This is a genomic window from Cellulophaga omnivescoria (assembly GCF_001999725.1).
Lineage (GTDB): Bacteria > Bacteroidota > Bacteroidia > Flavobacteriales > Flavobacteriaceae > Cellulophaga > Cellulophaga omnivescoria.
This window is the reverse complement of sequence record NZ_MDDP01000012.1, coordinates 20,789-46,054: the sequence shown is the minus strand read 5'-3', so window position 1 is coordinate 46,054 and position 25,266 is coordinate 20,789. Positions and strand designations below refer to the sequence as shown.

Below are 25,266 nucleotides of genomic sequence, written 5' to 3'. Positions count from 1 at the left end.
AAAAAAATTATAATTATTTTCTTACAAAAATTTACTAATGGCCAAAAAATCATTTAAAAAGAAAAGCAATTTTATTAATAAAAAAATGTTTTACTTGCAATCACATTTAATTGTGTAACTATAATTAGCCTAAAAAAGCTATTCTATTATTTAAAAAATAAATCTTTAGTTTTTATTATGAATTTATTAGAACAGATAAGAAATTATGCCTTTTGGACATTAGATTTTTTTAAAGGTAGTCCTATAAAGAAAGACTTAAAAGAGATTGAAGATTACCACAAAATTGAAAGCTATTCTACCCTAATTAACAAGCAAAAACCACAGTTAAATAAACTTTTAAATTTAACCGTTAATAATACCAACTATTACAAAAAATATAAAAATTACAACTCATTATTAGATTTTCCTGTAGTTACTAAAAGAGATATTAAAGACAACTTTTTAGACATAAACATTTGCAACAGAGAAGATGCAAATGTTAACAAGGTTAAAACAAGCGGATCTACTGGCTCCCCTTTTGAAATATACCAGACTAAGAGAAAAAAAATAAGAAATACGGCAGATACACTTTTTTACGCTAAACTATCGGGCTTTACATTGGGCCAAAAATTACTTTACTTGCGTTTATGGGCTGCTTACTATAAAAAACCAAAACTTACTGCATGGCTTCAGAACTCTACACAGCTAGACGTAAGCGACCTTAATGATGAATATTTACGTAAATTGATTATAAGCTTAGAAAATGATAAAAGTAACAAAGGCTGGTTAGGCTATGCATCTGGATTTGAAACGATATGTAAATACTTAGATAAAAATAATTATGCTCCACTAAATTGCAACATTACCTCTATAATAGCAATATCAGAAAGACTTGGTAATGACGTTAAAGAAAAAATGGAGTATTATTTTAAATCCCCTACAGTGTCTAGATACTCTAATGTTGAAAATGGTATTATTGCGCAACAAACTGAAGACGATTCCTTTTTTACTATTAATTGGGCAAGTTATATTTTAGAGGTTTTAGATTTGGAGAAAGATGAACCAGCTAAAACTAACCAGGTAGGTAGAATTGTTATAACAGACCTATATAATTTAGCGACTCCTATGATAAGGTACGACACAGGAGACTTAGGAATAATCTCCGTAAATGATAATGATGAAATACCAAAACTAAAAAGTATTCAAGGAAGAAGGATGGATGCCTTATATAAAACAAATGGAGAAATTTTAAATCCATTTACAATGCATGCATATGTATATGACTTTCCAGAAATAGAGCAACTACAATTTATACAATTAGATAAATATCAGTTTAAAATAAAAATTAACACAAATGTTAAGTTTACAAAAGAAAAACTACTAATAAGTAAATTTAAAAATGATATTGGATTGGATGCAGAGATAACTGTAGCGTATGTTAAAGAAATACCGTCTTTAAAATCTGGCAAAAGAAAAATATCTGTTAATTTATACAAACCCTAATTAAACATATAGCTGAGCTTATTTATATGGAAAAAATTAATATTTTATTTACGTGTGCCGGAAGAAGAAACTACCTAATTAATTATTTTAAAGAAGCCTTATATAAAAAAGGAGTTATTATAGCTACAGACATGCAGAGTAACGCACCTGCATTAGTAGATGCAGATATTGCTGTTACTGTACCCAGTATATATGACAGCGCCTATATAAACACCTTATTAACCATATGTAAAAAATATAAGGTTGATGCAATAATATCTTTAAATGACCTAGAGCTTCCTATATTATCAAAAAGTTTAGACATTTTTAAAGAACAGGGCACTAGGGTTATTCTATCATCACAAAAAGTAATTAATATAGCTTTTGACAAATGGGAATCTTATAATTTTTTTAAAGCATCAAACTTACATACACCTAAGACTTATATAGATTATAAATTAGCATATGAAGATTTAAAAACTGGAAAACTAAGCTTTCCTTTAATTTTAAAACCAAGGTGGGGAAGCGCCTCTATAGGCATTGAAACGGTTTATAATTTTGATGAGTTGGAATTGGTATATAAACTTCAAAAAATAAAATTAAAAAATACAATTCTAAATACCGTAAGCAAAAACAATATTGAAGAAGCTATTTTAATACAAGAAAGAATAGATGGCATTGAGTACGGGCTAGATGTATTAAATGATTTTAATGGAAACTATTATGGAACCTTTGCTAGAGAAAAAATTGCTATGCGATCTGGAGAAACCGATAAGGCAAAATCTGTAATTAACCACGAAATAAATAAAGTAGGAGAAACAATATCGAACAACTTAGGTCATATTGGCAATTTAGACTGCGACATTTTTATTAAAGATAATATCATATATGTTTTAGAACTAAATCCAAGGTTTGGAGGCGGATACCCTTTTTCTCATGAAGCAGGTATTAACACAGCTGCTATTTATATAGAGTGGATTAAAAATAACACCAACGTTAATAAATTTAATAACTATAAAGAAAACATAACTTTTGCAAAGTGTGATAAGCTCTTAAAGGTATAAGAAGTTCGTTAATCTATATAAAAGTACCATACATCTATATGCTTAAAGCATATTAAAATCAGGAATTTTTTTTAACTATTTTTGATTTCTAAAACTAGGGTGTTTAATGAATAATAAAGCTGGTATTGGTTCTTTTTTTCATCAGGTAAACGCTGATGATCTTGTAGATTTTAATTTAAATGAATTTATTCCAAAATTTAAACTGTTTTATACTGGAAGGCACGCTATAAAATTTATTATTGACGAAATAAAATTAACTAAGGATATTTCTAAAATTTGGTTGCCTAATTACTATTGTCAACATGTTACTAGCTGGCTAAAAAAATGTTACTCTAATATCTACTTTTACGAAATAGATCCTTTTTCTAATGCTGAGAATTTAGATTTAAACACTTTTTCTAACCCAAGAGATATTGTAATATTAAACAATTTTTGGGGTATTTATAATTATAATATACCAACATCTAAAGCTAAAGCAATTTTTATAGAAGATCACTCCCATGGGTGGCAAAGTACCAATTGCTTAAACAGTAATGCAGACTATTGTGTAGCATCTTTACGTAAAACACTACCTATACCATTAGGAGGAATTTTATGGCAACCAAATAGCAACAAAAATTATAAGAATAATTTAATTGAAGATTTCGACTTTTATGAAAATTGGAGAAAAATTAAGTTAGCAATGCATTTAAAAAGTGATTTTATTAGAAATAAAAATGACGATAAAAGTAAATTTCTAGACCTAATAAACCAATCTGAGCAATATTTGCACAAACAATATTCCCCAATAAAATTATCTAAAGAAAATGAGGAATTAATATTGCGTTTTTTAAATAAAGATTACCAAATTTACAAAAAAGACAACCTAAAGTTTCTTTTAAAAAATTTAAAATTAAACAAAAAATTTAAAGTTTTAAACTCTAAAATTGATTGTACATTTGGCTTACAATTGGTGTTTAAGAACAGAGAAGATTTTAACGAAGTAAAAAAAACTCTTATCACAAAGGACATTTATCCTTCAGAACTTTGGCCAAATAATAAAGAAAGAGATGATTTGTCTTACCTCCTAAATATACATATAGACTTTAGATATAATCTAAAGCATATGCAACATATAACTACAACAATTAACACTATACCCTAAAAGATTATGTATAATTTTATAACAAGAATTTTTGATGTTATTTTTGCTATAACAGGTTTATTTATTTTATCACCTTTCTTCATATTTGTATACCTGTATCTGTTTATAACCAATAATGGAAATGTTTTCTTTTATCATGCCAGACCAGGTAAAAATGAAAAGATATTTAAGGTGATTAAATTTAAATCTATGAATGATAAAAAAGACGAAAACGGTGAATTTTTACCTTTTGACCAAAGAGTAACTAAATTTGGTAGTACTATTAGAAAACTTTCTTTAGACGAAATACCACAATTACTTAATGTAATTAAAGGAGATATGAGCTTAGTTGGACCTAGACCATTACTTGTACAATACTTGCCACTTTACAACGATTTTCAAAAACAAAGACATAATGTTAAGCCTGGAATTACAGGATGGGCTCAGGTTAATGGAAGAAATGCGATATCTTGGGAAAAGAAATTTGAATTAGATGTTTGGTTTGTAGAAAATAAATCTATCCTATTGTATATTAAAATTTTATTTTTAACAGTTAAAAAAGTCCTTTTTAAAGAAGGTGTTAACAGTAGTGAAAATTTAAATATGACAACTTTTACTGGCACTAAATAATAACAAGCTCAAAAAAAACTTCCCCTAATGCAAAATAAAAATACTGTAATACTTGGTGCTGGATCTTATGGCGAGGTATTTTTAAATTATTTAAAAGAACAAGGCTTTAATATTGTTGGGTTTTATGATGACAATAAAAAAAACAAAGGAAAGCTAGTTCATAACACTCCTATATTAGGAACTTTTAAAGACTTATTAAATAAGGATGTAAAAAATAAAATAGACTGTGTTTTTTGTCCTATTGGAGATAATAAAATAAGGGCAAAATATTTAAAAAAATTGTATGACTTTGGATATGAAATTCCTAACTTTATACATAACTCAGTTATTTATGATAAAGATAGCATTCAAGGCAAAGGCATATATTTATTACCTGGAGTAATTATTATGCCACATGCAAAAATTAAAGATTTTGTAATAATAAGTATGGGCAGTAAAATTGCCCATCATACATCACTAGAAAAAGGCGTTTTTATTTCTACAGGAGTAAATGTAGGTGCAAATATAACTATTAATGAAAAAGCCTTTTTAGGTATAAGTTCCACTATTATGACCGGTGTTACAGACATTGGCAAAAACACAATAGTAGGTTGTGGCGCAGTTGTTATAAAAAATGTTCCCCCAAATCATATTGTTGCTGGTTTACCAGCTAAAACATTAAGAGTAATGGACACAAAAGAACAAAGCACTAACAAAGTTATTGAAGATAAACCTTTTAAAATAAGTGTTTGCAATTTCAACAATTTAAAAGATATAAAAAATTATAAAAAATTACTAAAAAACCACTTTCAGGATAATATATATTACTCTTATGAATATCTTATTTATTTTGAAACGAAAACAGATAAATTGAGATACTTTGTTTTTGAAGAAAATGAAGAACCTATTGTTATTATGCCTTTTTATATAAGATCTATAAAAAACAGTTCTTATTTTGATGTAATTACTCCATATGGGTACGGAGGTCCTCTATTTAAAAATGATTTAGATATTGATAAGTTATCTAAATTCTGGAACTTAGTAGATCAATGGTATTTAGATAATAGTATTGTATCTGAATTTGTTAGATTTAGCTTAACAGATAACCACATTAATTACTCTGGTACACTTGTAAAGAGCTTATTAAATGTAAAAGGAGAAGTAAAACATAGTGAAGAAGAACATTGGACTGCTTTCTCTAAAAAAGTTAGAAATAATTATAGAAGAGCGTTAAAAAGTAATATTAAATTTAATATATACAGAGGAGAAGAAATTACTGATAGTATAATTTCTGATTTTCATAATATATATATTGAAACAATGGAAAGAAATAATGCTAAAGATATTTATTATTTTCCTAAGCAATTTTTTGAAAGTATTATACACTCTAACCCTAATAGCTTTGCTATAGCATTAGATTATATAGATGACACAGCGGTTTCTGCTGAGTTAATAATAATTAATAATAAAACTTTGTATGCCTTTTTAGGAGGTACAAGAGCTAAATATTTTTCAGACAGACCAAATGATTTTTTAAGAGTAGAAATTCTGAAATGGGCTATAAAAAACAACAAAAAGTTTTACGTTTTAGGAGGAGGACAACATGATGATGATTCTTTATACAAAAGTAAAAAGATGTTTTTTCCAAAAGATGAAGACACCCAATTTTATACAGGCAGAAAAATTATAAATGAAAATGTTTATAAAGATTTGTGCTCAAAAAATAACTCGAACATATTAGAAGTACATTCTCGTGAAAAATTAACTGAATTTTTCCCTGCTTACAGACAATAAAAAAAGCCCATTACAGGCTTTTTTTTATTTGTAAATTTTCTTTTCTTAAATACCTAACAATTTCGTCAGCAATAATATCTCTTCCTAAATTATTCCAGTGCTGATCATAAATTAACGTTTTTGGTCTAGAATCGTTTTGAAAAAGAGCGCTAAAGTCAATACTTTCAAAATCGTTCCTTTTTAAATATTCCAAAAACTCTTTAGAACAAAGACTATAATCTAAGAGTAAAACATTCTTTTCTTTATCATAGTTATAAGTTTTAACCAATTTTTTAAAATTAGCTAAGTAAATAGAATCCTTATTCACCTCTACGTTATCATTGGGCTTAGCTCTTTTTATAAGGTTTATTGTTGATGCTATTTTATTTTTAATAGGATCAAACAATCCTATATCCTTAGCATAAACAATTAATTTACTTTGTTTTAGCAATCGATTAACAGGTGTATTTAATGACAACCTGCTTGAGACTTTATACTCTCCTACCGTTAAATCATCAGTATACCTCATATAAACAATAACCTTATCAATATCTTTAAATAAATGATTGTACGACTGGATTAAATTAAATTCTTCCGATAAATTATAACCCGCATAACCAAATTCTAACACTTTAATTTCTGGTATTTCTCTCTCTATTTTTCTACTAATAGAATTTGTATAGTTTTGATGGAAGCCTTCTATAAATGAATCTCCAACAATTGCTACCTCTATACTATCCTTAGATACCGTATAATCATCGTATACAGAATTAAACCCAAAATTATTAATTCTATATTCACCTACATTTTGTCTTCTATTTCCTGTAATGGAATATCCTTTTTGATTAGAAATCCATTTTTCTACTCCATATTCATCTAAATACCTTTCTGGTCGCTCATTATGTAAATGAAAAATTCTTGCCAATATTTCTAAAGAAACCAATAAAATAATAGTATATAATACTACTTTCAATATTACCTTTTTCATACTCTTAAAATTGAAAATAAATAAATGACCTATCTACTCCATCATCATAAAACAACAGCATTAAAAATACTAGTAAAATATATACAGACAATCTCACATATTTATTTTTAAAACCAATAGGATTACGTTCTTTACCCCTTATAATGTATTCATAAACAATAAAAAATAGTAATAACAGCCCGTAATCTATTAATCTATACCCATTTGGATGACTGTATTCTCCTATTGAAAGCTCAGTCACAATACGTTTTAAGTAATTAAACGCATCAGAAATAGTTTCTGCTCTAAAAAATACCCAACCAATGGTTACAAGTATAAATGTAACTATTGTTTTATAGGTGTTTTTGGCAAGTATAACAATATTAAAACCAGACTTGTTAACTCCTACATACCTTCTATTAGTACCCATCAAAAAGCTTGGTAAAAACAACAACGCATGAAAAAGTCCCCAGACTATAAATGTCCAATTAGCACCGTGCCAAAAACCGCTTACTATAAAAATAGCAAATACATTACGAATACCTTTTAATTTAGAGCCTCTTGAACCTCCCAAAGGAATATACAAGTAATCTCTAAACCAAGTAGATAATGATATATGCCAACGCCTCCAAAACTCCCCTATATTCTTCGATAAATAAGGAAATTTAAAATTAGACATTAATTCAATCCCAAATAGCTTTGATGTTCCAATAGCTATATCAGAATATCCACTAAAATCACCATAAATTTGAAAAGCAAAAAAAATAGCTCCCATTAATAACACTGGTGAAGACAAAGTACTATAATTAGCAAAAATATCATTTACAATTGGGGATAAAGAATCTGCTATTACTACTTTTTTAAATAACCCCCATAACATTAATCGTAAACCATCCTTAGTCTGGCAATAGTTAAATTTTCGTTTATTAAGTATTTGAGGTAATAAATTTGTTGCTCTTTCTATAGGACCAGCAACTAGCTGCGGAAAAAAACTAACAAAAGCAGCAAAGGCTATAAACTTTTTAGTAGGCTCTAAATTACGTTTATAAACATCAATAGTATAACTCAACGTCTGAAACGTATAAAAACTAATACCTACAGGCAAAATAATATTTAAAGTACCAACTTGTATTTCTTGCCCAAAAAATGTAAATGCATCTACAAAGCTCTCTACAAAAAAATTGTAATACTTAAAAAAACCAAGGAAACCTAAATTAATTATAATACTTGTCCATAAGTATAACTTACGTTTGCCCTCTTTTTCTTCTTTACCTAATAACACACCCAAGGTGTAATCTACTAATGTACTAAAAGCTATTAAAGATAGAAAACGCCAATCCCACCAACCATAAAATACATAACTAACTACTAAAAGCAAGAAGTTTTGTAATCTCAAATTTTTATTCACTACAAACCAATACAGTAAAAATACTATAGGCAAAAAAATAGCAAAATCTATGGAATTAAAAAGCATTAAAATTTGGTTTAGGTTATTATAATTTTTCTACTAAAATCTCTATTCTTCGGTTAATTTTGTGCTCTTGCTCTGTACAATATACTCCATCTAAACAATCATTTAATAGTACTTCTTCTCCGTAAGCATTAGCATTAACATTAGATGCTATTACTCCCTTAGATAATAAATAATCTAAAGATCTTTGCATTCTGCGCTGTGACAACCACAAATTATACTTATTTGTACCTCTTGAGTCTGTATACGCACCAAGTTTAACAACTACGGTAGGATTTTCTTTTAATAGTTCTGCTATAGCTGCTAAGGTTTTCTTAGAATTTTTATCTAAATAAGAGCTATTTAAAGCAAAGTTGATACTCCCTAAACTATTTATTTTATTCTGTAAATCTTCTTTTCTTTGAATTAAGGCCTCAAGTTTCTCTTTTTCAATTTGAGCTAATCGGTTAGCTTCTTCTTCTTTTTTAAGACGCTCTGCTAACTGCCTCGCTTCTTCCTCTTGTTGTTTAGCCAATGCAGTAGAATCGGCTACACGTTGCCTCTCTTTTAAAATTTCTTCTATCTGAGCTTGTTTCTCTAATCCCTTTTTAGAAAGTTCTTTTTCTGCTTTAAATTGATATACAACACCAACTGCATGTTGCAAATGGTTTGTTACTCCGTCGCCTTTATCCATTGCCCATTTACCAGAAGAATTAAAGTCCAAACCGATACGGTCTGTAATCCAAGTTCTAAAACCTACAACTCCATTATACGTTCCTCGGCCATTATTATTAGCATCTGTATATCCTAATCCTACACCAATATATGGATCAAACCAAGCAGTTTGTCCTATAATTTTGTTTAAATCGTAACTTACTCTTGCATCAATAGCATAGTAGTCTGTTTCATTTAAGTTTACAGCCCCATCTACAATTTTACCTATTTTATACTTATTATAACTACCAATAGCCTCTAGACCTATACCACTTTCAAAATATTTTCCAATACTAACTCTAGATGGAAAAGCTACTGAATTCCATTGTTTATCTACATCAAATAATTCATCAAAAACATCTCCAGAGTCATCAACAAAATTATATCCAAGACCAAACATCCAAGAACTTTTAACAATACTATCTTTAGCTGTAAGTTGTAAATCTTGAGCCCAAACAGTCCCAACGGTATGAAGTAAAATAACTAAAACACCAACCTTAATATTTTTCATAATCTAATTTTCCCAAATAAGATTACGAAGTTATTCTGTTAGCAAACTACGTCCAACAAAATCGTGTAAACAGTAGCTTTCATCGATATAAAACAGCTTTTAACAAAACTTATTGATGTGTATTTTTATAGTATTTGTTAAAGGCTTCTTCATAAACTTTTTCATACATTGGAAGAATATTTATGATGTCAAATTTATGTGCCTCTTTTTCCGCATTATCTTTAAAAGTGTTTAATGTTGCATCATCCTTTAAAATCTTTAATGCATTTAATGCCATACTATCTACATCACCAACATTACTCATGTAACCAGTTACGCCATCTACATTAACTTCTGGTATACCACCTGTATTACTAGATATTACCGGTACTCTATGCATCATTGCCTCTAAAGCTGCCAATCCAAAACTTTCTGTTTCTGAAGGTAATAAAAACAAATCTGTAAAACATAAAATACGATCTACCTCGTTGCTATTTCCTAAGAAAACAACTTTGTCTTTTATTCCTAAATCTTCTGCTAATTGTTCTGCTTTTTCTTTTTCAGGACCCTCACCAACCATTATTAATTTGGCTGCTGTTACATCAACAATTTTCTTAAATATTTGCACAACATCTGGTATTCTTTTTACCTTTCTAAAGTTACTAATGTGTGTTATAATTCGCTCATCATCATTTGCCATTAAAGAACGTTGACAATCTGTATAATCTGCATTGTAATTACTTTTATCTATGAAGTTTGGAATTACATTTATCTCTTTTTTAATATGAAAAAGATCTAAGGTACTCTGCTTTAAGTTTTCTGATACCGAGGTAACTACTTCAGACTTATTTATACTAAATGTAACTGCTGGTTTGTAAAAAGGATGCTTACCAACTAAAGTTATGTCTGTACCATGAAGGGTAGTTACCATAGGAATATAAATGCCTTCTTCTTCTAGCATTTTTTTAGCCATATAACCTGCATAAGCATGTGGAATTGCATAGTGAACATGAAGTAATTCTATTCCAAAAAACTTAACAGTATCTACCAATTTACTAGATAATGCTAGCTCATAAGGTTGGTATTTAAAAAGTGGATATTCGGGAACATTTACCTCATGAAAATGTATACGTTCGTTTAACAACTCTAATCTTACAGGCTGCCTATATGTAACAAAATGTATTTCATGACCTCTATTAGCAAGTGCAATTCCTAACTCTGTGGCTACAACACCACTTCCCCCAAACGTTGGGTAACAAACAATAGCTATTTTCATTCTAGCAAAATTAATATTTTAATTTAGTATAGCGTCGTAAATTACTTGCTGAATTCTGGTTCTTAACCCAGATTTAACTAAAAGGTTGTTGTTTTGAGTAGGATATGTTCTGTTAGACAAAAATACATATACAATTTCTTCATCAGGATCTGCCCAAGTATAAGTGCCTGTAAAACCACTATGTCCAAAACTTTTTCTAGAGACGCAACCGCATGTAGATCCTGAGCCTTTTAACTGTGGCTTATCAAAACCTACTCCCCTACGCACATCTTCGTCACAAAAATAACAGGTATTAAATTTTTTTATAGTCCGTTCGTTAAAGTAGCGTTTGCCTCCGTAATAGCCTCCTTGCAAATACATTTGCATAATTTTAGCAACATCATTAGCATTACTAAATAAACCTGCATGACCTCCTACACCGCCTTGCATTGCCGCTCCCATATCATGAACATAACCCTGCACGATTGCATAACGGTAATAATTATCTTTTTCTGATGGCACTATCATATCTTTAGAATACTTCTCTAAAGGATTGTATGCTGTACGGTTTGCTCCTATTGGTTGGTACAAAAAATCATCTACCAATTTATCTAAATCATTCTTATAAGTATCTTCTATATATTTTTTAAAAACATAGTAGCCTACATCACTATACCTATACCTATTAGATTTTAAATCTTGCCTTCCTATTCTATTATAAATTGAGTCTTTGTAGGCTCTTGTTAAATATAAATGATCAAAAACTTTATACGGATAATCCGCAGACTTTTTACTACTATAAAATTCTCTAGAGGGTTTTCTGTTATTATCTAACGTACTCACATAAAAAGCTATCCAAGCTGGTAGCCTACCGTAATGAGACAGCGCTTTTAACACAGTAACATCTTTTAACTCTGTATCTGCATATTCCGGAATTAGATCTTTAAACGTATTATTTAACGCTATTTTATTCTCTTCTTCCATTTTCATAATCATTGGCAGTGTCCCTAAAATTTTGGTTACAGAGGCAAGGTCATAGATATAATTATTGGTAATTTTTTCATTAGACTCGTATGTAGGCTTACCAAAGCTTTTGTGGTATACCACTTTTCCCTTACGTGCAACTAATACCTGTGCCCCAGGAAACATTAATGAGTCTATACCTGCGGTAACTAGTGTATCTATTCTGCGTAGTCCGTAAGTGCTTAAACCTACACGCTCAGGATAATCATACCCTAATCTTTTTAACGATTCAAATTTTATTCCTGTACCTACTGGGTATTTAGTACTTATAGAGACAGGTAAATTACCTTTTGCTCCTATAGCTCCAAATAATAATTGAGCAGTTTTCTGTTGTGCCAACGTGCTATTTTGATATCCTATAACTACACCATCCAATGTACTTAAGTCCGTATTTAAAAGCGTATACGGCTTAGCAAAATTCACTAAAACAGAATTTGATGTTCTTAACGAGGATACTGCTTTTACAATTTCTGCATCTTTAGTTGAAAATTGATAAGATTTCCAAGGGCTAGCATTACTTTTGTGATGTCCTATTATAACAATATTAAATTGTTGTAATTTTTGTAGTAAAATTTGAAGGTTGTCTTCTTTCACTTCAGTAACTGTTGTGTATTTTTTAAGCTCTTGTATAAAATCTTCTCCAGAAGCGTTACCCAAACTTAGATAAGCTATTTTTTTGTTTTCTAACTTTGCAATAGGCAAAAGGTCTAATTTATTTTTAACAACGGTGATAGCTTCTTCAATTGCCTCTTCATACACCAAATCGTTACTTAAAGTATTTAAATCATTATACAAATTTTTAAGACTCACCAGCTTGTTATTATGCAAATTTGCCTTGTATTTTGCTTTTAATATTTTTTTTACAGAACGTGCTAATCTCTCCTCTGTTACAACCCCATAATTATAGGCTTCAATTATTTTTTGCTTCCCTTTTCTTACATCTAAAGGCATTAACAAAATATCATTACCTGCCAAAAAAGCTGTTAAATCTGTATCCCCTGGATCTGAGTGGTTTGCTACACCTTTCATATTTAGCGCATCAGTAAAAATTAAACCTTTATATTGCAATTTATTCTGTAATAAATTAGTCACAATATTTTCTGATAATGATGAAGGATAATTTGATCTTGACTCTAAACTGGGTATATTTAAATGTGCAATCATTACACTACTTAATTTTCCGTTATTTATGAGTTTTTTAAACGGATAAAGTTCAATACTATCTAGCCTTTCTTTTGAAAAGTTAATTACAGGTAATGTTTTGTGAGAATCTGTTGACGTATCTCCGTGCCCTGGAAAATGTTTTCCGCTAGACAATATACCGGCTTTTTCAAATCCGTTTACAAAAGCTATCCCCATTTTAGCTACGTTGTCTTTATCTTCTCCAAACGATCTATTACCTATAATAGGGTTTAATGGATTGGTATTTATATCTATATCTGGCGCAAAGTTAATTTGTACTCCTAAACGTTTAGCGTGCTCACCTATTTGCTGAGCTACTTTTTCTACAACGGCATTATTTTTTATGGCACCTAAAGTCATATTCCAAGGAAAAGCATAGGTAGAATCTAAACGCATTGCCAAACCCCACTCTGCATCCATACCTATTAATAGAGGTATTTTTGCTGCTTTTTGGTATGTGTTAGTTAACTTTGCTTGCCGTACAGGTCCTCCTTTAGAAAAAATGACACCGCCAATATTTTCCTTTAATATCAGCTCTTTTATTTTATCTGTACTTTGTTTATTTTGGTTTGATGCAACACTAACCATAAACAGCTGCCCTACTTTTTCATCTAAAGTCATAGCGCTGTACTGTGCATCTACCCATTTTTTTTGTAAAATAGAATCCTTTGTTACTAAAGGGTCTACTGTAGTAACTAAAGAATCTAATTCTTGAGCATTAACTACTAAAAAACTAAAAAAAAATAAAGAAAATGTAACTAATAACCGCATAAACGAATGTAAAACAGGTTTGTTTTTAAGTAAATCTGTAGGTTAAGAACTTTACTTAGTAAGTATAAAAGATTTGGGGAGAACTTTATATTACATAAACCTACTGTGCCAACTTTCTTCTGCAGGAACTTCCCAGTGGTTTAAATACTCGTGCTTATTAGCTACAAGATTGTTAAATACAATAGTTTTTTTAGAGACCGATTTATTTTTAGCCATCTTTTTAAAATCTACCAAAGTTTTGTAAGCTACAAATTCTCCTTGTTTGTAAGATACATTCATCTTATCTAACAAATCTATATTATATTTTTGCTCTAAACTTTGAATAAAACGTACTGAGGCATCTATAGAACAACCTGTTGCAGAAGCATTGGTTTGGTCTAAACCTAACACTATAAAACGTTTGTATTTTATTTCATAACCTGCAGTTAGGTTACTCCCGTGAGCAGTCCAATCTACAATAAAAGCATCTAGCCCCTCTTTTATCTCTGCTAACTCTTCTGGAGTTAAAGACCTATTGGCCTGGTATATCCAAATACGAGATGTATCTGGCAAATCTTTAAAATCTACTAGCATAATTATTTTATTAAAAGTAAATAGACGTTTATTTTTTATAAAACTTCCTCTCTACCATAAAGATTTTTTTATAAATCTTCTGCATTAGCAATAAGTTCTGCAATATCCAAAACTTCTACTTCTCCTTCTTTTTCTTTACTCTTAACGCCGTCTGTCATCATTGTATTACAAAAAGGACAACCTGCAGCAATAATTTCTGGTTTAGTACCTAAGGCTTGCTCTGTACGTTCTACATTAACATCCTTGTTACCATTTTCTGGCTCCTTAAACATTTGTGCACCACCAGCACCACAACATAATCCCTTTTTCTTGCAGTTTTTCATTTCTACAAGCTCTGCATCTAACTTACGTATTAAATCTCTTGGAGCTTCATACACACCATTTGCTCTTCCTAAATAACAAGGATCATGAAAAGTAATACGTTTACCTTTATATTGGCCACCTTCCATAGTAATTCTTCCTTCAGCTAATAAATCTTTTAAAAACTGCGTATGATGAACTACGTCATAGTTACCACCCAACCCTGGGTATTCATTTTTTATAGTATTAAAACAGTGCGGACAAGCTGTAACTACTTTTTTAACTTCATAAGCATTCATTACCTCTATATTGGTAACTGCTTGCATTTGAAATAAAAATTCGTTTCCTGCTCTTTTTGCTGGATCTCCTGTACAGCTTTCTTCTGTTCCTAAAACAGCAAAACTAACGTTTGCTTTATTTAAAATTTTTACAAATGCTTTGGTAATTTTTTTTGCTCTATCGTCAAAACTTCCTGCACAACCAACCCAAAATAAAACTTCTGGTTGTTTACCCTCGGCAAATAACTCTGCCATTGTTGGCACTTTTAATTCGTTACTCATAAATATTTTGGATTTCTATTTAAGATTCGTTTTTCCAGTTTAACCTATCCATTTGATTAAATGGCCAAGGCGCCCCGTTGTTTTCTATATTTCCCATCATATTATTTAAATCTGATGGTGCTGCAGACTGCTCCATTACCAAGTAACGACGCATATCCATAATTATAGATAATGGGTCTATACTAACAGGACAAGCCTCTGTACAGGCATTACATGATGTACACGCCCATAGCTCTTCTTCTGTAATGTAATCTCCTAATAATTGTTTGCCGTCTGCTACAAACTCGCCTTTATTTTTGTCTATATTATTACCTACTTCCTGAAGCCTATCTCTGGTATCCATCATTATCTTTCTTGGCGATAATAATTTACCTGTTTGATTGGCAGGACACTCACTAGTACACCTACCACACTCCGTACAGGTATATGAATTTAACAACTGCACCCAGTTTAAATCTGTAACGTCTGATGCTCCAAACTTGTCTGGCTCTGCAGCCTCATCTGCTCCCTCTGCTGGTGCTGCAAATGGATCTGCATCTGGATCCATCATCATTTTAACCTCTGCTGTTACAGCCTCAAGGTTATCTAATTGTCCTTTTGGTTTTACTTTTCCATAGTACGTATTAGGGAAAGCTAATAAAATATGTAAGTGCTTAGAATAGTAAAGGTAATTTAAGAAAAGTAAAATACCTATTATGTGTAACCACCAAGCAGAACGTTCTACTACTATTAAACTAGCCTCTGACATACCACTAAACAATGGCGCTATAAACTGACTAACAGGAAACGAACCGGCTTTAACATAATGCAAGGCATCTATAGTTTGTAATTGAAAATCTGCTGCATTCATTGTTAAAAAAAGCGTCATTAACACAAACTCAATATACAAAATAAGGTTTCCATCTTTTTTAGGCCAACCTTTCATTTCTGGCTTTAAAAAACGTTGAATTTTTATAACATTTCTTCTTACCCAAAAGATAACAACCGAAACAATTACTAAAAACGCTAAAATTTCAAAAGAACCAATTAACACATCATAAACAACACCTAATGGCGCAAAAATACGGTGTGTACCAAGTAATCCGTCTAAAATAATTTCTAGTACTTCAATGTTTATAATAATAAAACCAACATAAACAATTATGTGCAAAATACCTGCAACAGGACGCACAACCATTTTGGTTTGTCCTAATGCAATACGAGCCATATTTTTCCAGCGCTGTGGTTTATTATCACTTACATCTACATCTTTCCCTAATTTAATATTACGAGAAAGTGCTTTTACGTTTTTAGCAAAAAATCCTATACCAGCAACTAATACCAGTAAGAAAATAATGTTGGGAAGGTAATCCATATATAATAGTTAGTTATTTAGTTTTTTAAAGTGTCAGCAGGGTCGTTTTCTGGTAAGGTATAATCTTTTTGTTTTTTACCAAAAACAGAAACATTTACGTAACGTTTAGGGTTTAACCTAAAATCTTGTAATAGTAAATCTAACTCTTTTGATGCGCCTGCTAGATTGTTGTAAAGTTCTTCATTGTTCATTAATTTTCCTAATGAACCCTCACCTTTATCTATTTTTGTTAGCAAATTATCTAAGTTAGCAACCGTTTTTTGTAATCCCGCAATGCTTTTATCTAGCTCTGATTCAGATAATGAGGTAGATATTTTAGCGAAATCATCAGTTATTTTTTTTATGTTAGCCAATGAGCCTTCTAAATCTTCTTTATTGTTAGCCATTAAGCTATTTAAAGAGTTTGTAGTAATCTTAAAGCTCTTTATTAAATCATTTAAACCAGCTATACTACTTTGTAAATCTTTTTTTGTTTTAGCATCTAAAACATCATTTACATTTATTAAAAGTGAGTCCGCATTAGAAATAGCCCCTTCTACCTTAGTTTGTAATGGAGCTAAATTTTGCTGCACTAAATCTGTTAAACCTGGTTTAGTTTTGGTTACTAATGTGTCTCCAGATTTTGCTGTTGTAGCGTTATCAAAAACAGGAATTATCTGAATTCCTTTTCCTCCAATTATTCCAGTATCATACAATTCTGCAACACTGTTTTTTGAAAACTGAAAATCACTATCAACCGTAAAGGTCACCAATAATTTTCCAGTTTTATCTTTAAATTTAATATCATTTACTTTACCAACAGCAAAGCCATTTATAGATACCTGCGTACCAGGTTGTAGTCCGCCAACATCGTCATAAATAGCATAAAAGGTTTTACTATTATCAAACAAAGGTGTAGCCTTTAGGTAACTAAACCCCATTATAAATAGCAATATTCCGCCAATAACAATTATTCCTGTTTTTAATTCTCTAGATAGTTTCAATAGAAATATGTTTTGCTCTAAAATTAATTAGAATTATTTTTTTAATTGTTTAATAGCATCCTCTACATTAATACGCTTGCCATCTTTATAAGCTACAATGTATGAAGATATATACCCTTTTATATCAGCATTACTCTTAATTAACTTTGCATCATAATACGTTTTTGCCTTACCAGTCATATAACGGTATAAATTGTTAACTGGTTCTTTTGTTAACGCATTAAGCCCTTTAAAATTATCTGGTACTAAAGGTATAGATTTTCCGCTTGCAAAAAGCTGTACTCTAAATTCTATATTATAAATATTTTCTTCAACTATTTTTTCTTCTTGTTTAGGTGCACTAACAATTTCTGGTTCTTTAATAACAGGTTTTTTAGTAACAACAACGTCTTTTTCTTTTTCCTCTTGTGCTTTTTCTTTAACAACCTCTGTTACTACTTGCGCTGTTGGTTGTGGTTCTGGAGTACTTGTAGATGCCGCCAATGCATTAGCCACCAATTGGTCCATATAAGCAACCACAGACTCTGCTATTGCCGTTCCCATCTCTAATTGTCCGGATCTAGAGTTTAAATAAGCACCTTCATTTTTATTAGTTAAAAAACCAGTTTCTATTAAAACACTTGGCATAAACGTTTGGTGTAAAACTATAAAACCAGCTTGCTTTACCTTACGGTCTGTACGCTTTAATTTATTAGAAAATTTATCTTGTAGTAATTTTGCCAAAGCAATACTTTGGTCTAAAAACTCTTCTTGCATAATGGTTAAACCGATTACAGACTCAGGTGAATCTATATTATACTCAGAGTATTTAGCCTGGTAATTATCTTCTAAATAAATAACAGAGTTCTCTTTTTTAGCAATTTCAAAATTTTGCTTATTGGCGTGTAATCCTAAAACAAAAGTACCCGCACCGTGTGCATCTGATGTGTGAGAATCACAATGTACAGAAACAAATAAATCTGCATTAGCCTTATTGGCTATTTCCCCACGCTCAAATAAATCTACAAAGGTGTCGTCCTTTCTGGTGTAAATTACTTTTATGTTTGGATTTTGAGATAATAATTGGCCCGCTTTTAAAACAATATTTAAGGCAATATTTTTTTCTAAATAACCATTACCCAAATTTCCTGGATCATGACCACCGTGACCGGCATCTAAAACAACCACAAATTTATCTTGTGCTGTAATAGAATTAAAATTAATGCTTAATGATGAAAGTAAAAAAGTAAGCAGCAATAGTCTAACTGATGAAAAGCTGTTAAATTTTAATATATAATTATTAAATGTTTTATTCATTTAGGTTAAATTTATTCTAATGCGTATTTTAAAATAAAAAATATGCGTAAGTTTGATGCCCGAAACGACGAGCCAAATCAATACAAAAATAGGATTTATAGCCTTGCAATCAAATAAACATCGTTTACTTTTTTCTTTACTCCTGTTTTTAGGGGTTTTAAGCCTATCTGCACAGGAAGATAAGGTAATACCACTAACTATAAAGAAACAAAAAGATACAATAGTAGCTCCATTAATTCCTGCCGATATACTAGGTAACACCGCAAAAAAAGATAGCGTAATACAAGATTCTACTGTAAAAAAAGAACCTTTACTAGCAGACATTGTAAAAAGAAAAGCTGAAGGTTATATGCGTTATGACCGTAAAGAAGGTAAAATATATTTGTATGACAAAGCAGAATTATATTACCAGGACACAGAACTAAAAGCAGGGATTATAATTATGGACCTTGCTAAAAATGAAGTTTATGCTGGCCGTATAAAAGACTCTACAGGTGTATACACACAGTTACCAGACTTTAAACAAGGTAACCAAGTTGTAAAACCAGACTCTATAAGGTTTAATTTTGACACACAAAAAGCTCTTATTTGGAACTCTAGAACGGAACAGCAAGCTGGTTTAGGTAGTATTGGTAGTGATGCTATGAAGGTGTACGCCGAAAAAACAAAAAAGGAGAACGACTCTGTTTATTTTATGAGCCGAGCAAAGGTTACAACATCTAACGACACTATAAACCCAGATTATTATATACTTGTACGCAAAGGTAAATTTGTACCTGGCAAAAAAATGATTGCAGGTTATAGTAATATGTTTATTGCAGATGTACCTACTCCTATTGCGTTACCTTTTGCATATTTTCCTATGACAACTGGTAATACTGCAGGCTTAATTTTTCCAACTTTTGGTAGTGATCCAGACAGAGGGTATTTTTTACAAAACGGTGGTTATTATTTTCCTATTAGTGATTATGTAGATTTAACATTACAGGGAGACTTTTACACCAATGGTAGTTATGGTTTTAGAGGGCAATCCGTCTATACCAAACGTTATAAATATAAAGGAAACATAAATATAAGGTTTGAAAACCAAATAAATAGCCAAAAAGGTTTTGAAGACTATAGTAGATCTACAAATTACAACATACAAATATCGCACACGCAAGATCCTAAAAACAACCCCAACTCTAGGCTTTCAGCCAATGTAAACCTTGGTAGTAGTGATTACTACAGAAGTTCTTTAAACCAATATAATGTACCCAATACACAAAACAATAACTTATCATCTTCTGTATCCTACTCCAAAACGTTTCCGGCGTACCCGTCTGTAAACCTTAGTTTAACGGCTACTCATAACCAAAACACCAATACAGACGTTATTAACTTAACGCTACCTACAATGCAAGCAAGTATGGAGCGTATTTTTCCGTTTGCAAAAAGAGATGGCTTAAAAAAAGGCATTATACAAAACATTAATTTTCAGTATGATGTTAATGCACAAAACCAAATAACAACAGTAGATTCACTTTTCTTTAAATCTGAAATGTTTGATGATGCAAGAGTTGGAGCAAGACATAGAATACCCGTTAGTACAAATTTTAAAATTTTTAAACAGTTAAGTGTTAGTCTTGGTGGATCTTATGAAGATATTTGGACGCTAGAAACCTACAACAAGTCTTATGATGCAACCACAGAAGAAGTAGTGTCTGAAAAAATAAATGGCTTTGACCGCTACAACAAATACAGCTTTAGCGCAAGTTTAGGAACAACAGTATACGGTACTTGGACTTTTGATGAAAGTAAGAACATACAAGCTATAAGACATACTATGCGTCCATCTATAGGGTATAGTTATTCTCCTTCTTTTGAAGAAACCTATGATGAATATATGAATGCCGATGGAGAATACATACAGTACAGTAGGTTTGAAGGAACTTTAAATGGTGCGCCCGGATTAACACAAAGTAGTGCCCTTAGTTTTTCTTTACAAAACACATTAGAGGCTAAGGTAAAGGATAAAGACTCTACTGCTACAGAGCCTAAAAAAATATCTTTATTAAGCAGTTTTAACATCTCTACAAATTATAATTTTCAGGCAGATTCATTACGTTTAAGCCCGTTTAGAATAAATGGTGGTACTACTATTTTAAATAAAAAAATGTCCATTAATTTCTCTGCAAATTTAGATCCTTATGCAATAGATAATAAAGGCACCAGAATTAACACTCTTAACGTTAATAATGGAGGTAGTTTATTTAGACTTACAACAGCAAGAGCTAACATAGGATACTCTTTAAACAGTAAAATGTTTAGCAAGGATAAAGACAAGGAAGAAGAGGATGAAGATAACGGAGACAATTATGTTGCGGCTAGTGGTGGTAGAACAGATGACTTATTTGGTACAGCAGATAATTTTAACGGAAGACCAGGAAACTTAAATGGTGATGAAGATGAAGAGGTAAAAGAAAACCCTTTATACAAAAATACTATACCTTGGGACGTTAGGCTTGCTTACGCAGTAAGTTATAGCAATCCTAATAGACAAGATGAAATTAGCAATCATTCATTAATGTTTTCTGGAAATGTTGATTTAACTCCTAGATGGAAAGTAGGTGTATCATCTGGTTACGATTTTAAAAACCAAGGTTTTTCATTAACGCAATTGCGTTTTGAAAGAGATTTAAAGAGTTTTAGGCTTAATTTTAACTGGACACCATTTGGAACTTATGAAAGATGGTATTTCTTTATAGGAATTAAGAGTAGTATTCTTAAAGACCTTAAATGGGAACAAAGAAGCCAGAGATAAAACAACATTTATTTCTAAAATATTCTTCTTCTTTTTAAACTAATTAAAAACACTTAATTAAGATGAAAAAAATTATTACAACAACTAATGCACCTGCCCCGATAGGACCATACAACCAAGCAGTTTTAACAGGGAATACATTATACATATCTGGCCAAATACCTATTGACCCAAAAACAGGAAATTTAATAGAAGGTGACATTAAAGCAGAAACTAAACAAAGTATGGAAAACTTAAAAGCCATACTTACAGAAGCTGGAATGACCTTTGAGAACGTTGTAAAGTCTTGCATATTTGTTAATGATATGCATCAATTTTCAGAAATTAATGAGGTATACGGATCTTACTTTAATACAGACACTGCACCCGCAAGAGAAACTGTAGAAGTGGCTAATTTACCTAAGTTTGTAAACGTAGAAATTTCTATGATTGCAGTAAAGTAACAATACTATTAAACCATATAAAAAAAGCGCAATCCATTACAGATTGCGCTTTTTACTTATGTGTTGCTTTTACACTCTTTATTACAAGTTACTTTTATGAAAATCTACCAACCCTTCAATTGGTCGTCTTCTAATAACTCCTAAAATAAGGTCGTTTCTTTCTATAACTTTAGCCAACTCATCTCTTAAAAAATAAGATATACTACCTACAAAATTTACAGGTACTTTGGTAGCCAAATCAAACTGCATAACATTATTATTAATAAACTGCTGTAGGCCTTTATTAATAACTCCTTTACAATAAGGGTGTTCTTTGTTTTCTATTATAAACTTTGCAAAAGTTGCCAAGTAGGTGTTAGGATTTGGTTGTTTGTATAAATTTTCTTTGATAAGGTCTGCTTCCAAATCATATTCAGCAGCAAATTTATCTGCCAAATCTTTAGGGATTTTATGAAAATAGTAGTCCCTAAGCAACTTTCTCCCAAAGAAATTACCACTACCATCATCCATTAAAATATACCCTAAAGAGGTTACTTTTTGATGTACTTTTTCCCCATCATAATAACTACAGTTAGAGCCCGTACCTAAAATACAAACAATACCTGGATCTCCTAACTTAGTAGTAGCGTGTATTGCTGCATAAGTATCTTCTTTTACTTGTGCCTCTGCATTAGGGAAAAAGGATTTAAAAATATCTTTTAAAAACAAACGCATACGCTCCGTACCGCAGCCAGCACCATAAAAAAATAGTTTAGTTACTTTTTGTTTGTTTTTAGATAATTCAAAATTATTTGCCAGTCTGTCTTCTATAACTTCTCTGGTTAAAACTTCTGGACTTAAACCTAATGTTTGCGTCACAAATAACTGGTCACCTTTATCATCTAAGGCTATCCAATCAGACTTTGTAGCACCGCTATCTACAATTAAAATCATACGTTATTACTTAAAATTAATGTATCCTGAAAATAAGTTACTACCTACCAATTCTCAGGATACTATATCACAATTATAAAATGGATTTATAAGCTAGCTACGTGCTGAGCTAAATCTACTAATTTATTAGAATAACCAGCTTCGTTATCATACCAAGAAATAATTTTAAAGAAAGTTGGGCTCAATTCTATTCCTGCACCAGCATCAAAAACACTAGTTTGTGCTTCTCCTACAAAATCTTGAGAAACCACATCTTCTTCAGTATATCCTAAAACACCTGCTAATTCTCCTTCAGAGGCAGCTTTAAATACTTTTTTTATTTCTTCGTAAGAAGTCTCTTTTTTAACTCTTACAGTTAAATCTACTACAGAAACATCTGGAGTAGGAACTCTAAAAGCCATACCAGTTAATTTTCCATTTAATTCTGGAATAACCTTACCAACTGCTTTTGCTGCACCTGTAGATGAAGGAATTATATTTGCCATTGCAGATCTACCTAATCTGTAATTTTTTCTAGACGGAGAGTCTACAACAAATTGAGTAGAAGTACTTGCATGTATAGTAGTCATTAAAGCCTCTTCTATACCAAAATTATCATTTAAAACTTTGGCCACAGGAGCTAAACAGTTTGTTGTACAAGATGCATTAGATACAATTAAATCTGATGCTTTTGCTTCTTTATGGTTTACACCCATTACAAACATTGGTGCATCTGCAGAAGGTGCAGAAATAACCACTTTTTTAGCACCACCATCAATATGCAATTGTGCTTTTTCTAAAGTTGTAAAAATACCAGTACACTCAGCTACAATTTCTGCTCCAGCTGCATCCCATTTAATATCTTTAGGATCGCGTTCTGCAGTAATACGCACAACTTTTCCGTTTACTACTAAATTACCATCATTTACTTCAACAGTACCATCAAACTTTCCGTGAACAGAATCATACTTTAAAAGGTATGCTAAATGTTCTACATCTAATAAATCATTAATTGCAACAACATCTACGTCACCTCTTTTTATTGTTGTTCTGAAAACCAACCTACCTATTCTTCCAAATCCGTTGATTCCTATTTTTAAATTTGACATTTTCTTGCTTTTTGTTATTAATTATGTTGACATTATGTCTGAAACTCTAATGAGTTCTTTATCTATTTTTGTGTGCCCTTTAATTGCTTGGTCTATTGGCGTAAGTATTAGTTTGTTATCTTGTATACCAACCATTAAGTTGCTTTTTCCTTCTAACAATGCTTCTACAGCCCTAACACCCATTCTACTTGCCAATACACGGTCAAAACAAGAAGGTGTTCCTCCACGTTGCATATGACCTAGTACAGATACACGCACATCGTATATTGGTAAATTTTCTTCTACGTATTCTTTAAGTTCAAAAACATTTTTGCCAGTTTTATCTCCTTCTGCTACTATAACAATACTAGAAGATTTACCAGATTTTTTACTTCGTTTTAAAGACTCTAACAAACGCTCTAAACCAAGATTTTCTTCTGGAATTAATATTTCTTCTGCTCCTGCTCCAACACCTGCATTTAGTGCAATATGGCCAACGTCTCTACCCATAACCTCTACAAAGAAAAGCCTGTTATGAGAACTAGCCGTATCTCTAATTTTATCTATAGCGTCTACAACTGTGTTTAAAGCCGTATCAAAACCTAAAGTATAGGTTGTACCAAAAATATCGTTATCTATAGTACCAGGAATACCAATTACAGGAAAGTTGTATTCTTTATTAAATATCATTGCTCCGGTAAAGCTACCATCACCACCAATTACAACAAAAGCATCTATATTGTTAGCCACAAGATTGTCATAAGCTTGCTTACGACCTTCTGCTGTTCTAAAAGAATCTGAACGTGCAGACTTTAATATAGTACCTCCTTTATTAATAATATTATTTACACTACGGGCATCCATTGGTTTAAAGTCTCCTTCAACCATACCTTCATACCCTCTATAAATACCTACACATTCTACTTTTAAATAAGCACAAGTACGTACTACAGATCTAATTGCCGCGTTCATTCCAGGAGAATCTCCACCGGAAGTAAATACTGCTATTTTTTTAATTTTTGATGCCATTTATTAATTTATTGTAGTAAAGCTAGGAAACTTATTTTAATAA

At 31.0% G+C, this 25,266-nt stretch carries 20 protein-coding genes; 7 read left to right on the top strand and 13 right to left on the bottom strand.

Annotated features, from left to right (window positions below; all coding sequences use genetic code 11):
- Positions 1 to 177 precede the first annotated feature (177 nt).
- The 5 genes from BFJ87_RS07880 (at position 178) to BFJ87_RS16985 (ending at position 6,051) form a co-directional block, all read left to right on the top strand.
- The gene (locus tag BFJ87_RS07880) at positions 178 to 1,482 is read left to right on the top strand and encodes a phenylacetate--CoA ligase family protein (RefSeq protein ID WP_077402453.1); all 1,305 of its coding nucleotides are present in this window, start codon (positions 178 to 180) and stop codon (positions 1,480 to 1,482) included.
- A 26-nt stretch (positions 1,483 to 1,508) separates the two neighbouring features.
- Positions 1,509 to 2,525: an ATP-grasp domain-containing protein gene (locus BFJ87_RS07875; protein WP_077402450.1), complete on the top strand. Its 1,017-nt coding sequence runs from the start codon at positions 1,509 to 1,511 to the stop codon at positions 2,523 to 2,525.
- Positions 2,526 to 2,631: 106 nt separating this feature from the next.
- Positions 2,632 to 3,669, top strand: a complete 1,038-nt coding sequence (locus BFJ87_RS07870) for a hypothetical protein (protein ID WP_077402447.1) — start codon at positions 2,632 to 2,634, stop codon at positions 3,667 to 3,669.
- A gap of 6 nt (positions 3,670 to 3,675) precedes the next feature.
- On the top strand, positions 3,676 to 4,278 hold the full coding sequence (locus BFJ87_RS07865; protein ID WP_077402444.1) for a sugar transferase: 603 nt from the start codon (positions 3,676 to 3,678) through the stop codon (positions 4,276 to 4,278).
- Between the two features lie 27 nt (positions 4,279 to 4,305).
- Positions 4,306 to 6,051 (top strand): NeuD/PglB/VioB family sugar acetyltransferase, encoded by a 1,746-nt coding sequence (locus BFJ87_RS16985; RefSeq protein ID WP_077402441.1) that lies wholly within the window; start codon positions 4,306 to 4,308, stop codon positions 6,049 to 6,051.
- Positions 6,052 to 6,061: 10 nt separating this feature from the next.
- Here BFJ87_RS16985 and BFJ87_RS07855 read toward each other — a convergent pair whose 3' ends face one another.
- The 10 genes from BFJ87_RS07855 to BFJ87_RS07810 form a co-directional block, all read right to left on the bottom strand.
- On the bottom strand, positions 6,062 to 7,018 hold the full coding sequence (locus BFJ87_RS07855; RefSeq protein WP_077402438.1) for a hypothetical protein: 957 nt from the start codon (positions 7,016 to 7,018) through the stop codon (positions 6,062 to 6,064).
- A 4-nt stretch (positions 7,019 to 7,022) separates the two neighbouring features.
- Complete coding sequence (locus tag BFJ87_RS07850; protein WP_077402435.1) at positions 7,023 to 8,471, bottom strand: MBOAT family O-acyltransferase; 1,449 nt, start codon at positions 8,469 to 8,471, stop codon at positions 7,023 to 7,025.
- Positions 8,472 to 8,490: 19 nt separating this feature from the next.
- Positions 8,491 to 9,672: an OmpA family protein gene (locus BFJ87_RS07845; RefSeq protein ID WP_077402432.1), complete on the bottom strand. Its 1,182-nt coding sequence runs from the start codon at positions 9,670 to 9,672 to the stop codon at positions 8,491 to 8,493.
- Between the two features lie 109 nt (positions 9,673 to 9,781).
- Complete coding sequence (gene bshA, locus BFJ87_RS07840; RefSeq protein WP_077402429.1) at positions 9,782 to 10,927, bottom strand: N-acetyl-alpha-D-glucosaminyl L-malate synthase BshA; 1,146 nt, start codon at positions 10,925 to 10,927, stop codon at positions 9,782 to 9,784.
- Positions 10,928 to 10,945: 18 nt separating this feature from the next.
- The gene (locus BFJ87_RS07835; RefSeq protein WP_077402426.1) at positions 10,946 to 13,882 is read right to left on the bottom strand and encodes a serine hydrolase domain-containing protein; all 2,937 of its coding nucleotides are present in this window, start codon (positions 13,880 to 13,882) and stop codon (positions 10,946 to 10,948) included.
- 90 nt (positions 13,883 to 13,972) lie between these two features.
- Complete coding sequence (locus BFJ87_RS07830; RefSeq protein WP_013622166.1) at positions 13,973 to 14,455, bottom strand: hypothetical protein; 483 nt, start codon at positions 14,453 to 14,455, stop codon at positions 13,973 to 13,975.
- A gap of 68 nt (positions 14,456 to 14,523) precedes the next feature.
- Positions 14,524 to 15,315, bottom strand: coding sequence for a (Fe-S)-binding protein (locus tag BFJ87_RS07825; protein ID WP_077402423.1), 792 nt, complete (start codon positions 15,313 to 15,315; stop codon positions 14,524 to 14,526).
- 19 nt (positions 15,316 to 15,334) lie between these two features.
- Positions 15,335 to 16,669 carry a 4Fe-4S dicluster domain-containing protein gene (locus BFJ87_RS07820; protein WP_077402420.1) on the bottom strand — a complete coding sequence of 445 codons (1,335 nt, stop codon included), beginning with the start codon at positions 16,667 to 16,669 and terminating at the stop codon, positions 15,335 to 15,337.
- Positions 16,670 to 16,686: 17 nt separating this feature from the next.
- Complete coding sequence (locus BFJ87_RS07815) at positions 16,687 to 17,652, bottom strand: MlaD family protein (RefSeq protein WP_077402417.1); 966 nt, start codon at positions 17,650 to 17,652, stop codon at positions 16,687 to 16,689.
- Between the two features lie 33 nt (positions 17,653 to 17,685).
- Positions 17,686 to 18,948 carry an N-acetylmuramoyl-L-alanine amidase family protein gene (locus BFJ87_RS07810; RefSeq protein ID WP_077402414.1) on the bottom strand — a complete coding sequence of 421 codons (1,263 nt, stop codon included), beginning with the start codon at positions 18,946 to 18,948 and terminating at the stop codon, positions 17,686 to 17,688.
- Between the two features lie 55 nt (positions 18,949 to 19,003).
- Between BFJ87_RS07810 and BFJ87_RS07805 the strand changes: the two genes are divergently transcribed.
- Positions 19,004 to 21,751 (top strand): putative LPS assembly protein LptD, encoded by a 2,748-nt coding sequence (locus BFJ87_RS07805; RefSeq protein ID WP_171974486.1) that lies wholly within the window; start codon positions 19,004 to 19,006, stop codon positions 21,749 to 21,751.
- Between the two features lie 62 nt (positions 21,752 to 21,813).
- The gene (locus BFJ87_RS07800) at positions 21,814 to 22,194 is read left to right on the top strand and encodes a RidA family protein (RefSeq protein ID WP_077402407.1); all 381 of its coding nucleotides are present in this window, start codon (positions 21,814 to 21,816) and stop codon (positions 22,192 to 22,194) included.
- An 81-nt stretch (positions 22,195 to 22,275) separates the two neighbouring features.
- Here BFJ87_RS07800 and BFJ87_RS07795 read toward each other — a convergent pair whose 3' ends face one another.
- The 3 genes from BFJ87_RS07795 to pfkA all read right to left on the bottom strand — a co-directional run bounded on the left by BFJ87_RS07795 (position 22,276) and on the right by pfkA (position 25,223).
- A complete protein-coding gene (locus BFJ87_RS07795; protein WP_077402404.1) occupies positions 22,276 to 23,127 on the bottom strand; it encodes an N-acetylglucosamine kinase in 852 nt (283 codons plus the stop codon).
- A gap of 86 nt (positions 23,128 to 23,213) precedes the next feature.
- On the bottom strand, positions 23,214 to 24,215 hold the full coding sequence (gap, locus tag BFJ87_RS07790; RefSeq protein ID WP_077402401.1) for a type I glyceraldehyde-3-phosphate dehydrogenase: 1,002 nt from the start codon (positions 24,213 to 24,215) through the stop codon (positions 23,214 to 23,216).
- Positions 24,216 to 24,236: 21 nt separating this feature from the next.
- Positions 24,237 to 25,223, bottom strand: a complete 987-nt coding sequence (gene pfkA / locus BFJ87_RS07785; protein WP_077402398.1) for a 6-phosphofructokinase — start codon at positions 25,221 to 25,223, stop codon at positions 24,237 to 24,239.
- Positions 25,224 to 25,266: the final 43 nt, after the last annotated feature.

What these genes read in the sequence shown, in the direction of transcription:
- gap (WP_077402401.1), bottom strand. Translation starts at nt 24,215, where the DNA reads ATGTCAAATTTAAAAATAGGAATCAACGGATTTGGAAGAATAGGTAGG.
- BFJ87_RS07870 (WP_077402447.1), top strand. Translation starts at nt 2,632, where the DNA reads ATGAATAATAAAGCTGGTATTGGTTCTTTTTTTCATCAGGTAAACGCT.
- BFJ87_RS07825 (WP_077402423.1), bottom strand. Translation starts at nt 15,315, where the DNA reads ATGAGTAACGAATTAAAAGTGCCAACAATGGCAGAGTTATTTGCCGAG.
- BFJ87_RS07880 (WP_077402453.1), top strand. Translation starts at nt 178, where the DNA reads ATGAATTTATTAGAACAGATAAGAAATTATGCCTTTTGGACATTAGAT.
- BFJ87_RS07855 (WP_077402438.1), bottom strand. Translation starts at nt 7,018, where the DNA reads ATGAAAAAGGTAATATTGAAAGTAGTATTATATACTATTATTTTATTG.
- BFJ87_RS07810 (WP_077402414.1), bottom strand. Translation starts at nt 18,948, where the DNA reads ATGAATAAAACATTTAATAATTATATATTAAAATTTAACAGCTTTTCA.
- BFJ87_RS07830 (WP_013622166.1), bottom strand. Translation starts at nt 14,455, where the DNA reads ATGCTAGTAGATTTTAAAGATTTGCCAGATACATCTCGTATTTGGATA.
- BFJ87_RS07875 (WP_077402450.1), top strand. Translation starts at nt 1,509, where the DNA reads ATGGAAAAAATTAATATTTTATTTACGTGTGCCGGAAGAAGAAACTAC.
- BFJ87_RS07865 (WP_077402444.1), top strand. Translation starts at nt 3,676, where the DNA reads ATGTATAATTTTATAACAAGAATTTTTGATGTTATTTTTGCTATAACA.
- BFJ87_RS07850 (WP_077402435.1), bottom strand. Translation starts at nt 8,471, where the DNA reads ATGCTTTTTAATTCCATAGATTTTGCTATTTTTTTGCCTATAGTATTT.
- BFJ87_RS07795 (WP_077402404.1), bottom strand. Translation starts at nt 23,127, where the DNA reads ATGATTTTAATTGTAGATAGCGGTGCTACAAAGTCTGATTGGATAGCC.
- BFJ87_RS07820 (WP_077402420.1), bottom strand. Translation starts at nt 16,669, where the DNA reads ATGGATTACCTTCCCAACATTATTTTCTTACTGGTATTAGTTGCTGGT.
- BFJ87_RS07845 (WP_077402432.1), bottom strand. Translation starts at nt 9,672, where the DNA reads ATGAAAAATATTAAGGTTGGTGTTTTAGTTATTTTACTTCATACCGTT.
- BFJ87_RS07805 (WP_171974486.1), top strand. Translation starts at nt 19,004, where the DNA reads ATGCCCGAAACGACGAGCCAAATCAATACAAAAATAGGATTTATAGCC.
- bshA (WP_077402429.1), bottom strand. Translation starts at nt 10,927, where the DNA reads ATGAAAATAGCTATTGTTTGTTACCCAACGTTTGGGGGAAGTGGTGTT.
- BFJ87_RS16985 (WP_077402441.1), top strand. Translation starts at nt 4,306, where the DNA reads ATGCAAAATAAAAATACTGTAATACTTGGTGCTGGATCTTATGGCGAG.
- BFJ87_RS07800 (WP_077402407.1), top strand. Translation starts at nt 21,814, where the DNA reads ATGAAAAAAATTATTACAACAACTAATGCACCTGCCCCGATAGGACCA.
- pfkA (WP_077402398.1), bottom strand. Translation starts at nt 25,223, where the DNA reads ATGGCATCAAAAATTAAAAAAATAGCAGTATTTACTTCCGGTGGAGAT.
- BFJ87_RS07835 (WP_077402426.1), bottom strand. Translation starts at nt 13,882, where the DNA reads ATGCGGTTATTAGTTACATTTTCTTTATTTTTTTTTAGTTTTTTAGTA.